Source organism: Pseudorhodobacter sp. (genome assembly GCF_030452865.1).
Taxonomy (GTDB): domain Bacteria; phylum Pseudomonadota; class Alphaproteobacteria; order Rhodobacterales; family Rhodobacteraceae; genus Pseudorhodobacter.
The window spans coordinates 1-11,331 of sequence record NZ_JAKDLJ010000084.1; the positions used below are offsets into that span (position 1 = coordinate 1).

The 11,331-nt window shown below is 56.7% G+C and carries 13 protein-coding genes and 1 pseudogene; 12 read left to right on the forward strand and 2 right to left on the reverse strand.

Features of this window, described 5'->3' with window-relative positions; genetic code table 11:
- Nucleotides 1-56 precede the first annotated feature (56 nt).
- The gene (locus L0H65_RS07100) at nt 57-920 is read right to left on the reverse strand and encodes a LysR family transcriptional regulator (protein WP_301458140.1); all 864 of its coding nucleotides are present in this window, start codon (nt 918-920) and stop codon (nt 57-59) included.
- Nucleotides 921-1,058: 138 nt separating this feature from the next.
- Between L0H65_RS07100 and L0H65_RS07105 the strand changes: the two genes are divergently transcribed.
- From L0H65_RS07105 to L0H65_RS07135, 7 genes are read left to right on the forward strand one after another with little or no spacing between them, the layout of a single operon-like run.
- Nucleotides 1,059-2,573 (forward strand): ABC transporter substrate-binding protein, encoded by a 1,515-nt coding sequence (locus L0H65_RS07105; protein ID WP_301458141.1) that lies wholly within the window; start codon nt 1,059-1,061, stop codon nt 2,571-2,573.
- Nucleotides 2,574-2,630: 57 nt separating this feature from the next.
- Complete coding sequence (locus L0H65_RS07110) at nt 2,631-3,566, forward strand: ABC transporter permease (protein WP_301458142.1); 936 nt, start codon at nt 2,631-2,633, stop codon at nt 3,564-3,566.
- A 2-nt stretch (nt 3,567-3,568) separates the two neighbouring features.
- Nucleotides 3,569-4,396 (forward strand): ABC transporter permease, encoded by an 828-nt coding sequence (locus tag L0H65_RS07115; RefSeq protein ID WP_301458143.1) that lies wholly within the window; start codon nt 3,569-3,571, stop codon nt 4,394-4,396.
- Nucleotides 4,396-5,379, forward strand: a complete 984-nt coding sequence (locus L0H65_RS07120; protein WP_301458144.1) for an ABC transporter ATP-binding protein — start codon at nt 4,396-4,398, stop codon at nt 5,377-5,379. The genes L0H65_RS07115 and L0H65_RS07120 overlap by 1 nt, the downstream gene beginning before the upstream one ends.
- The gene (locus L0H65_RS07125; RefSeq protein WP_301458145.1) at nt 5,376-6,353 is read left to right on the forward strand and encodes an ABC transporter ATP-binding protein; all 978 of its coding nucleotides are present in this window, start codon (nt 5,376-5,378) and stop codon (nt 6,351-6,353) included. Before L0H65_RS07120 ends, L0H65_RS07125 begins: the two co-directional genes overlap by 4 nt.
- On the forward strand, nt 6,350-7,288 hold the full coding sequence (locus tag L0H65_RS07130) for a serine hydrolase (protein ID WP_301458146.1): 939 nt from the start codon (nt 6,350-6,352) through the stop codon (nt 7,286-7,288). Before L0H65_RS07125 ends, L0H65_RS07130 begins: the two co-directional genes overlap by 4 nt.
- A gap of 15 nt (nt 7,289-7,303) precedes the next feature.
- Nucleotides 7,304-8,860 carry a D-aminopeptidase gene (locus L0H65_RS07135; protein ID WP_301458147.1) on the forward strand — a complete coding sequence of 519 codons (1,557 nt, stop codon included), beginning with the start codon at nt 7,304-7,306 and terminating at the stop codon, nt 8,858-8,860.
- Between the two features lie 426 nt (nt 8,861-9,286).
- On the opposite strand, the pseudogene L0H65_RS07140 reads toward L0H65_RS07135, so the two are convergent.
- A pseudogene (locus tag L0H65_RS07140) lies at nt 9,287-9,625 on the reverse strand (phage terminase large subunit family protein); the annotation flags it as partial.
- A gap of 179 nt (nt 9,626-9,804) precedes the next feature.
- On the opposite strand from L0H65_RS07140, the gene L0H65_RS07145 reads away from it, so the two are divergent.
- The 5 genes from L0H65_RS07145 to L0H65_RS07165 all read left to right on the forward strand — a co-directional run bounded on the left by L0H65_RS07145 (nt 9,805) and on the right by L0H65_RS07165 (nt 11,267).
- On the forward strand, nt 9,805-10,194 hold the full coding sequence (locus L0H65_RS07145; protein ID WP_301458152.1) for an ATP-binding cassette domain-containing protein: 390 nt from the start codon (nt 9,805-9,807) through the stop codon (nt 10,192-10,194).
- Nucleotides 10,191-10,313 (forward strand): hypothetical protein, encoded by a 123-nt coding sequence (locus L0H65_RS07150; RefSeq protein ID WP_301458148.1) that lies wholly within the window; start codon nt 10,191-10,193, stop codon nt 10,311-10,313. The genes L0H65_RS07145 and L0H65_RS07150 overlap by 4 nt, the downstream gene beginning before the upstream one ends.
- Before the next feature lie 129 nt (nt 10,314-10,442).
- A complete protein-coding gene (locus L0H65_RS07155; RefSeq protein WP_301458149.1) occupies nt 10,443-10,799 on the forward strand; it encodes a hypothetical protein in 357 nt (118 codons plus the stop codon).
- Nucleotides 10,793-11,116: a hypothetical protein gene (locus tag L0H65_RS07160; RefSeq protein WP_301458150.1), complete on the forward strand. Its 324-nt coding sequence runs from the start codon at nt 10,793-10,795 to the stop codon at nt 11,114-11,116. Before L0H65_RS07155 ends, L0H65_RS07160 begins: the two co-directional genes overlap by 7 nt.
- On the forward strand, nt 11,109-11,267 hold the full coding sequence (locus L0H65_RS07165; protein ID WP_301458151.1) for a hypothetical protein: 159 nt from the start codon (nt 11,109-11,111) through the stop codon (nt 11,265-11,267). Before L0H65_RS07160 ends, L0H65_RS07165 begins: the two co-directional genes overlap by 8 nt.
- The last annotated feature ends 64 nt before the right edge of the window (nt 11,268-11,331 follow it).

The window sequence follows — 11,331 nt, forward strand, 5'->3', positions numbered from 1 at the left end:
CAATGGGTTGAAACGTCTATCATTAATCTGATTTACAAGGGGATAGGGCCGAACGGCTAAGTATCAATAAGACAATGGAGAAGGTCTTGCACTGCTGCGCTTAAGGGCTCGCGGCGATGGAAAACCACAATCCGAATTGGTGGTATGTCAGAGACAGGGATCGTGACCAACGAGGACTGTCGAAGATGTTTGACTGTAAGTTCGTCAATGATACCGACACCGCCGCAGGCCTCGACCATCTGGCACACTGTTGACGTAAATGGCACTATGCACGCTGGATCATAGGGTTTTCCCTGACTTTGGAACGCATCGCAGATCGCCTGCCCCATTGGGGATATCACTGGATTATATGCGACCAAATGGCGGTTGTGAATATCGGCTATCTTAAGGGAAGAGCATGAAGCCAGCGGAGAATTTTTTCCGCAAACAGCATACATTGGGACCGGCGTCAGGCGATAGGAGTGAAATTCTATCTTTGGTGGCACTGCCATCTGGATGCCCAGATCAGCAAATCCATTGCGGACATCAGATTCGGGGTCAGTCACCAGCAACCGCAGGCGTTTACGCCAGTCAGTAAACCCTGCGGCACCAAGGTGCGGGGCAAGAAACCCTTCGACGACTGCGGGCGTTGCGGATACTGAAACCGGTGCCTCGGCTTTGATGGCCAAATCATCCAGAAGGCCCACTACCTGCGCATAGGCCGTAAAGATCGGTGTTGTTTCTTGAAACAAGCGATGCGCTTCGGCTGTGGGCTGTAAGCGGTTGCCATTCCGGTGGAATAACCGGAATCCGATATGCGATTCCATTCGTTTAAGCTGGGCTGATACACCGGCCTGTGAAATGCCCAAAACGCGGGCCGTTTCGATGGTGGTGCCGACCCGCATCAGCGTCCCGAAAAGCTCTATCTCACGAAGATTCACTATCACTATCCTGATACTTCAATGCATATTTATCGTTATCGCGGATTCATCTTCCGCACTAGATTGAATTCGTCGACTCAAGGATCGCCCATTAAAAAGGGTGTCCGCCGGCCTGGGTCCCACCAACAGGAGACATGCATGACCATCAGATTAAAACTACTTCTTGCGGCAAGTGTCATCGCGCTGGGAATTGCCCAGCCAACATCTGCCGTCTTTGCCCAGACCCTAAAAGTCGCCTTGGGGGATGAGCCGCTTTCATTTGACCCGATTGCAACCAGCGACAACGGCTCTATCTGGACGCAATTGTTGATCTTTGATACATTGATCCGCCCAGATAAGGCCGGAACCGGGCTTGAACCGGGGCTTGCCGCCAGTTGGGAAGTGTCGCCCGACGGCCTTACCTTGACCTTCACCTTGCGAGATGCCAAGTTTTCGGATGGCACAGCGGTAACGCCCGAAGATGTCGTCTTTTCGCTCAAGCGTGCGGGAGTGGATGAGAAATCGCAGTGGAAGCGGTTTTTCAATCCGATTACCGCGTTCAAAAGTGAAGGCAACAAGGTTATCCTGACTCTTGAGCAGCCGTTTACGCCAGCGTTCAACAACCTTGCACTGTTCGCCGCCGCAATCCTGCCCGAAAAACTGGTGACGGAACAAGGCGATGCGTTCTTCGAACACCCTGTCGGTTCGGGGCCGTTCATGCTGTCGGGGTGGACACGCGGCTCCAAGGTAGAGCTGACAAAGAACCCGCACTACTGGCAAGAAGGCAAACCTGCGGTTGAAACGGTCGAACTTGATATCGTCGCAGAACCGACCGCGCGCGTGTTGCGGCTGGAGGCAGGTGAGGCGGATGTGATCCTTGACCCTCCGCTGAACCAGATCGCTGATCTGAGCAGCAAGGACGGAATTACGGTAGGGTCGGCTATTCCCTATCGCAGCGATTTTGTGCTGCTCAACAACACCCGCCCGCCGTTCGACAACGTGGATGTGCGCCAAGCGCTGAACTATGCCGTCGACAAGGACCAACTGGTAAAAGGCGTGTTGTTTGACAAGGGCAAGGTTGCCGCGACCGCGATGCCGGTGATGGCCTATGCTGACGAAAGCCTGAAACCCTATCCCTATGACCCTGCCAAAGCGAAGGAATTGTTGGCAAAAGCGGGCCTTGCCGACGGGTTTAGCACCAAGCTTTTGGTCGATTCTGGTAATGCCGCGCATCGCAATGTGGCTGTCGCACTGCAAGCAATGTTAGGGCAAGTCGGTGTGAAAGCCGAGATCCAGATGATCGAAGGTGGCACGATGTGGACCACGACCAAGGCTGGCGAATATGACATGGCGCTCAGCTTTGCGACATCGGACACCGTGGACCCAGATCAACTTATCGGGTTTCTTGCCGTCAACCCGGAACGCGCGAATGCCTATCATACCCAGTGGCAGAATACACACCTCAATGATCTGTATGCAAAAGAGCGTGCAACCGTAAACGGGCCGGAGCGTGGCGCGATGTTCAAGGAAATGGTTGAGGTTTTCAAAGAAGGCGCGCCGATGGTGTTTCTTTACCATCCGGCGTCGAATTGGGCAAACCTGAACAAAGTCAAAGGGTTCGAGATATTACCAACGTCGAACTTTCGCTTGGAAGATGTGACTATCTCTGAATAACGCGAGCAACTTAAACCGTCCGTCCCACACCGGGGCGGACCCCCTAAGGGCGCAAGAATGTTCCAAGGAATTGTTAACCGGATTCTGATGGTGATACCCGTAATTTTCGGGGTGACGATCCTAAGCTTTTTGCTGCTTCAGGTGATGCCGGGCGATCCGGCAGAGATGGCGATGGGCACCCGCGCCTCACCCGAGGAAATCGAAGTTATTCGCGTTCAATGGGGACTTGATCAGCCGTTGTGGCAGCAATACGCGCTGTTTGTCCGCGATTGCCTGACGGGTAGTTTCGGCACTTCGTTGTTCCATAAATTACCAGTTTCACAGCTTATTCTGGAACGTCTGCCCTATACTCTTGGCCTCACGCTTTATTCGACCGTGATCGCGTTGATCATCGCTTTACCCTTTGCCATTGTCGCCGCTTTGTCGCGTGGGCGGGCCATAGATGTTGCCATCCGGCAAGTGTTTGTTCTGATGCTGGCATTGCCGCCGTTCTGGCTAAGCTTTGTGTTCATTATCTTCTTTGCGCTTAACCTTGGGCTGTTCCCAACGGGTGGGGTCGGGAATGGATTTCTGGAAAACATTCACCGACTGTTTTTGCCTGCCTTGGTTGTCGGGCTTTCAACGGCCGCACTGATACAGCAAAGCTTGCGCGGGACGCTGATCGAAACCATGGGCGCCGATTTCATTGACACCGCCCGCGCCAAGGGTTTGACTGCGACGCAAGTGTTCCGGCGGCATATTCTACGCAACAGTCTGATCTCCACCATCTCGGTGATCGGGGTTCGGATAAGCTGGGTTATCGGTGGCACAGTGGTGGTCGAAAAGATTTTTTCGGTTCCTGGCCTTGGCAGTCTGTTGATTGACGCAATCCTGACGCGGGATTTCCCGGTAATCCGGGGGCTGACGGTTTTCTTTGCGCTGCTTGTCGTGATGGTCAATCTGGTCACTGACATTGCCTATGCGATGGCGGATCCAAGGGTGAGGCTGCGCTAGGAATGAAATCGTTCACATCACGTTATATGCGCAGCTATGCGGGCGTTGCAGGTCTTTTCATGCTTTTGGTCGTCGCGGCTGTGGTGGTTTTGACGCCCCTTCTATCGCCTTGGGACCCGTTCGCGATTGATTTTGGCGCAACGACGCTGCCGCCCTCACGCCTGCACTGGTTCGGCACCGACAACTTTGGCCGTGATATCTTTAGTCGCGTTGCGGCAGGTGCGGTTATTGACCTACGACTGGCGCTTGTTTGCGTCTTTGTGCCGATGACCATGGGCATCGCTGTAGGGCTGGTCGCGGGTTTTTATGGCGGCTGGGTGGATACTTTGCTGATGCGGATTACCGATGTTGTCTGGGCCTTTCCGTTCTATGTCTTGGTGCTAGCCATCGTTGGCGTCCTTGGTCCGTCCGAAGGCAACCTTTATATCGCATTCTTTCTGGTGAACTGGGTTGGTTATGCACGCATTGTGCGGGGCGAGGTGCTGCTGATTTCTCGGCTTGAATATATCGAGGCGGCACGGTTGCTGCGCTTTGGTGGGCCGTGGATTATGGCCCGCCATATCCTGCCCAATGCGGTCTCGCCGGCATTGGTTTATGCAATGTCGGACGCCGTGCTAACGGTGCAGGCCGTCGCCGCCTTGTCGTTCTTTGGGCTTGGCGTGCAGCCGCCCGCGCCGGAATGGGGACTTCTGATCGTCGATAGCATTGATTACATGCGGCAAGCACCTTGGATGACGTTGTTTCCGGGGTTGGCGCTGGCCTTTTCCGGTGTTGCCTTTGCCTTGGTTGGCGAAGGTTTGGCGCAAACCCTGCGTCCGGAGGGTCGTTGATGCCGTTGTTGGAAGTTCGTGATCTGGTGACAGAGTTCCGCTCCAGCGGCGGCACCGTGCGTGCCGTCGATGGGGTTTCCCTGACGGTGGAACCGGGTGAGATTCTAGGCTTGGTCGGCGAATCCGGTTGCGGGAAATCGGCAACCTGCCGCTCTATCTTACAACTTTTCGGCGGTAGTCAGGGCAGAATTGTCAGCGGTCAGGTTTTGCTTAACGGCATTGGCGATCTGGCAAAAATGACTGAACGCCAGATGCAAATGGTGCGGGGCAAAGAGGCATCCTTTATCTTTCAGGACCCGCTGACCGCGCTTAACCCGACGATGCGAGTAGGGCGTCAGATTTCCGAAGGCGCGGAACGGCATTTAGGTTTGGGGCGGCACGCGGCACACCAGCTTGCGGTTGATCTGTTGCGAGAGGTGCATGTGCCAAGCCCCGAACGGCGGGTTGATGCCTGGCCGCATGAGTTTTCCGGCGGGTTGCGGCAGCGGGTGGTGATTGCAATGGCGCTGGCCATGCAGCCTCGATTGATCATCGCGGATGAACCCACGACCGCGCTAGATGTGACCGTGCAAAACCAAATCCTGCGACTTCTGGCGGAGCGGCGGCAAAAGCATCAAACCGCGATTATTCTGGTGACCCATGACCTTGGCGTCGTGTCGGAAATCTGTGACCGCGTGGCCGTGATGTATGCGGGCCGGATTGTTGAGACGGGTTCAGTGGACGAGGTGTTGGACAATCCGACCCACCCCTACACGCGTGCGCTTTTGGCGGCACTCCCTTCGGCTGCCATGCGTGGCCAGCCGCTTATTCCGATCGAAGGGGCGCCGCCGTCCTTGGTCGCCCCCCCGCCGGGCTGTCGGTTTGCGCCGCGCTGTGCATTTGCCACAGATATGTGCCGCCAAGGCCTGCCGCCTGAACTTGCAGCGCGCGGTGGGCAAGCAACGGGTCATCTTGACGCCTGTATTCTGGGGGAGGGGCGATGAGCGAACTTCTGTCGATCCAAGATATTCAACGCCGCTTTCCGGGTCGCCGGACCCCCATTGATGTGTTGCGTCGAAAGCCAGTATCAGAGTTGGTCGCGGTTGCGGGTGTGTCATTGCAGGTCCAACCCGGCGAGGTTTTGGGGATTGTAGGCGAATCCGGTTGCGGCAAAAGCACGCTTGCACGGTTGGCAGTGGGGTTGCACCCGCCTGATGGCGGCTCTGTCCGGCTGTTGGGCGAAGAGATGCATGGCCCAGACCCCGCCGGTCGCATTCAGATGGTGTTTCAAGACCCCTATGCATCGCTTAATCCACGGATGAGCATCGGGGCTTTGCTGTCCGAAACGCTGCAACGCTATCGCCCAGACCTGAACCCTCAGCAGCGCAAAGACGAAGTGATTGGCGTTCTGGGCCGTGTCGGCCTGCCGCCAGAAATTGCGGCGCGCTATCCGCACCACCTTTCGGGGGGGCAGCGCCAACGGGTTTCAATTGCGCGCGCCTTGTCACCGCGCCCGCGTTTGCTGGTGGCGGATGAGCCGGTTTCGGCGCTGGACGCATCGGTGCAGGCGCAGATCATCAACCTTTTGCAGCGGTTGGTTGCTGAAGACGGCATCGCCATCATCTTCATCTCGCATGACATGCAGGTGGTCCGGCATCTGTGCGATCGGGTCGCGGTGATGTATCTGGGCGAGATTGTTGAGATGCAGCCTGTCGAGGCGCTGTTTGCCAACCCACTGCACCCCTATACCCGCGCCTTGATTGCGGCGGTTCCTGACATTCAAAACCGGCGTAGCGCCAAGGGCCCGCCGGTTAGCGGCGAGTTGCCAGATGCATTCACCCGCATAACGGGCTGCCGTTTCCGACTGCGTTGCCCTTTGGCGGAAAGCACCTGCAAGGCACCACAAGAGTTGCGCCAGTTTGACGCGCAAACCGCTGTTCGGTGTTGGAAAACATCTGTTGAAAGGATCGCCCCGTGACCCAGTCCCATAGTGCAAACCCGATATGGACAGTAACGCCGCGCATGGAGGCGATGGGCGACGCGCTGATTGAGGAGCTGATGGATGTATTTGGCCAACACGGTCTGCAACGCGACACCTTGGGCCTTGTCGTTCTGCGCGATACCAGTCAACGCCCCGAAGCCTTCCTTTATCGCGGTGATTGGCACTGCTATCCCTGTTCAGTGGTCAAGGTGTTTCATCTTGTCCATGCTGTGGCCCAGCTTGAGGCGGGCTTGCTGACACCGCACGCAGAATTGGACCGCGCGTTGCGGGATATGATCATGTGGTCCTCCAACATGGCGACCAACTATGTGATTGACCTTATGACCGGAACAACCGGCGATACCTTGCTGGCTGAGGCCGAGATGGCCGAGTGGCGGCAAAAGCGTGAAGGTTTGAACGATTTTTTCCGCAAACTGGGCTGGGCAGAGTTTGACGGCGCGAATATCAACCAAAAACTGATGGACGATTTGCGCTATGGCCGCGAGGCGATCTTTGCAGGTCCCGAAAATGAGAACCGCAACTGCCTGACCCCTGCGGTTTCAGCGCGCTTGATGGCCGAGATTTTTAACGGCAGTCTGCCGGTTTCGGACGTCGGCCTGAAGCGTGTGCAAGATACCTTGTTCCGTGACCGTAGCGGCCCGCTTGGGGCTGATCCGTTGTTTCAGGTGGTCAATTACGCGACTGGAGGCTTGCCGGCGGACTTGCCGGTCTGGAGCAAAGCGGGCCGTTTGGGTTGGACCGGCGACCCGCGCATCTGTTGGCACAAGCACGATCTCGTGCGTACCCTTGGCCGAGACGGGACGCCGATTATCATCTCGCTCATGACGCAAGGAAAACAGATCTGCGAAGACCGCCCCGAAACCCTGCGTGAGATGGGCAAGCTAATTTGGCAGCGGGCGGAAGCCTTGTAAGGAAGTGCGGCAAAGATGACCAAAGTAAACCTGCAAACACTCAATACGGCACTGGATGCATTGCCTAAGTATTATCCCGGTCCGGGGGGCGTGGCCGCGGTAATGCAGGGTGGCAAGGTTCTTGCAAGCCGCGCCTGGGGCTATACCAACCTTGCTTCCAGCCAGCCTATGACGGGCGGAACACGGTTGCCGATTTGTTCGATCACCAAGCAATTCACCTGTCAGGTTCTGCTGGCGGAAATCGCCTACCCGTCCCGGCTTGACGCGCGCGTGGCGGAGTTTTTGCCAGCTTTCACGGGACAATTGCCGACGCTGCGTCAGCTTTCTGACAATCAATCTGGATTGCGAGATTATTGGGCGCTGACCGTGTTGCAGGGCGCTTTTGCCGAACAACCCTTCCGGCGAGAGGATGCGTTGCCTTTGCTTGCGCGCATGAAGACCGGGCATTTTGCACCCGGCACCCAATATTCCTATTGTAACTGCAACTTCCGCATCCTTTCCGAGATCATCGAAAGTGAAACCGGAGAGTCGTTGGCAACATTGTATGATCGCCATATCTGGACACCGGCAGGGATGAAAACGACAGTTCTGACTTCCGACACGAGCCGTCCCGAGGATGGTGTGGTCGGCTATGAAGGCAGTGATTCCACCGGTTATTTTCCGGCGCAAAACGGCATTTACTGGATCGGTGATGCGGGTATTTCCGCATCGCTTTATGATATGATGGCATATGAAGCGTGGATAGACGCCACACGCGACGATGCAAACAGCCTTTATCGCCGGGCCTCGGCCGGGCCCGTTTTTGGCGATGGAACACCGGCGCGTTACGGCAATGGCGTGGCGCACCGGACGATGGCTGGGTTGGCCGTAACCGGCCACGGCGGCGCGCTGCGGGGGTTTCGTGCGCAGCGGTTCAACGCAGCGGAGGCGCGGTTATCGGTTGTGGTCATGTTCAACCATGAGGCCAGTGCTTACGGTGCGGCAGAAGGCCTGATTTTGGCGGCGCTGGACCAGAAAGCCCCTGACCCTGTGCCGGTCCCGGATGGTTGGGATGGTCAATGGCTTGGGCCTAACAACCTTTTGACAAAGGTCGAAAGCGGGCGCAGTTCGGCCATGCTGCATTATGCTACTGGGGCCGAGGCGTTGACCCTGACTGCCAACAATACGCTTGCCGCGCCGGGAGTGGAGCTGGCGCGCACAGCCGAAGGGATGATGCTAAAGCGGGCCGGTGACAACAGCTTTGCGCTTCTGACGCCGCTGGTGGTTGTGGACATCGCTGACGGCACCGAGATTGCGGGCCATTATCAGTCATCCGAATTAAATGCCGACCTGCAGATCGAAGCACGGGGAGGCGGTGTCTATGCGCGCTTCAAAGGCATGTTGGGCGAAGGGCCGATGGAGCGGGTGGTTCCAGCAGGAAAAGATGTGTGGACCCTTGCCACCCGCCGCTCCATGGATGCGCCAGCACCGGGTGATTGGACTTTGATCGTCAAACGGAATGAGACGGGTGGCGTAAGCGGGATTGAACTGGGGTGCTGGCTGGCGCGCGGCATATATTACCAACGAAACTGAACGTCAGGTCGTTGTCCTCTCACAAATTCCAACGCCCTATGTTGCATTAAATGCGACAATGGCGCCGCTTGAGGCTTGGGACAAGGTTAAAATTGCTGAAAATCATATCAAACTTGTAGCTCAACACGATTTAGTAGGAGCATCGAAGAATTGGTAGGCAACGGCGGTTGCGCCCTCCAGAAACCAAAAAATACAACCTTTCCAAATGGTTGGAATCCGACAAAAACACTTGTGTATGGCCCGCGCAAAAACGAGTCAACGCTGAGTCAACGTTTTGCAAGTCCCTCCGAAAAGTGGGGGCTTTTTGCGTTTTGGTTGGATCGCAGCTGTACCGCATCCGCCATCATTGAAACCATCGCCTGCAGCCGGTATATGACTAAGTCATACCCTGGAGGCGCAGATGACTGTGAAAACCACCCTCAGCTTCAAGGTAACGGGATCGCCTTCCTCGTCGGCCGAGGCTGGATAGGCATCAGCCTCGTCGAGGAAGATGTACCTTGCAGGCATCGACCGCAGACCCGTCGCCGAGTTTGCGCCAGTCAGCACCAGGATGCCGCCGGGAAACTCCTTCGACAGCATCGAGTTTCCCGCGTCGCGCGACCGCGCAGGATTGACCCGTTCGCGCAGGGCCGGGGACTCGGAAATCAAAGGGTCCAGCCGCCCGCGCGAGGTGCGCTTGGCCATCTCGACCGTCGGCAATACTGCCAGCATCGGTCCCGGCGCGTGGTGGATGACAAACCCGAACCAGTTGTTGCCAGCTTCCGTCGGCCAAGGTTGCCGGGTTTGATCTGATCAAAGACCCGATGAGTGTGCGCCGCAATATTGGATATGTGCCTGAAAACGTGCGGCTCTATGACAATCTTAGCGCCTACGAAACCCTGATGTATTTTGCACAGCTCTCGCGAATCGACTCGCCTGCCAAGTGGGTGATTTAGACGTTGGAAGTGCTGGACAGCGTTGATTTGGCCCAAGGACGGGTTGGCGGGTTTTCCAAGGGGATGCGTCAGCGTATTGGCCTTGCACAGGCGATTTTGCACCGCCCGCAATTGCTTTTTCTGGACGAGCCGTCCTCGGGGCTGGACCCGATGGGGATCAAACTGTCGCGCGACCTGATTTTGCGGCTGAACCGTGGTTTCGGGATGACAATTTTCATGAACACGCATTTGATCAGCGAGATCGCCAAGACCTGCACCAGCATTGGCGGGCTGAGCCATGGCGAACTGGTGTTTCATGACCGCATGGACGTGATCACCAAGAAATACGGTGATGATGCCAAGTTAGAGGCGCTTTACCTGTCGCTGGAACCCGCCACCGCGGGGCGGAGCGCAGCATGACCCAGACAGCCCCCGTTCACCGGCTGATTGCGCTGCAATCCTGCCGGTTCATTCTGCGCGAGCGCACGGCGGCGGTGCTTGGTGCCATGTTTGTGGTGTTGGTGATGATCTCGGCGTAGTTAGGTTGGTCGGCCACCGATACGACGAACCGGATCTACCTTGATGCTGCGGTGTTTCTAAAGGCGGCAGGCCAAGCGGTGCCGACCAACCCGGTGCTGGATATTTCACCCCTTTCCCTGATGCGGAACATGACAGTTTATTTATCACTGATCAGCGTCTTGGCGGCGATTGTTATTGGCAACCGCTTGGTTGCGAGTGATCGCAAGGCGGGCATTTTGCCACTATACGGCGCGCGTCCGATTGAACGAAGCGCTTTTGCCAAAGGCAAGTTGATGGCGCTTGGGCTGTCTGTTGGGGTGTTGGCGGCTATCGCCGGGGTGGTTGGCTTTGTCACATTCCTGCTGTTGCCAAACGTGCAGGTTAGCGCGCAGCAATGGTTGCAGTTTGGCGGCTTTTTCGGGCTGTCATCGGTTTACTCATTTTGTTCGGGGCGCTTGCTATGGGCTGCGCGGCCATCGCCCGATCGGAAAGCGTGGGGTTGCTGATCCCTGTCACCCAGTGGCTGACGGTGACGTTTATCTTGCCGCAGATCACCGCCAACCTAAACAATACGGCAGCGATTAACCCGGTTGCGGCCTTGGCCGATGCGCCGCACACCGCCTATTTTCAGTGGGTTGGCTGGGCTTTGGCACCGGTTTCCGTTGCAGATTGCTGTAAATTCGGCTCGGCGCGTTTGCTGGATATGGCCCAAGCGCCTGTGTCTTACATGGTTTGGCTGGGTGTCGTCGCGGTGGCAGCAATGGCCTTTGCCCGCCACGCGCTGACCAATATTGACATGACGAACGGAGGCTTTGATGCCTAATTCCCCCATACGGATCATCGCCACCAACGACATCCGCGATGCGTTGCGTGACCATTTCATCCTGATCGTCACGGTGTTTCTTAGCCTTGCTGCGCTGTCGGCCTTGGTAAACCTCGCACGACATTACAAAAATGTAATGCCCAGCCAATAATGGTGAAAGTTGCGTGGCCCATTCATGGGCCAACGCGGGCGGGTGGCGCAAGCGATTGCCAAAG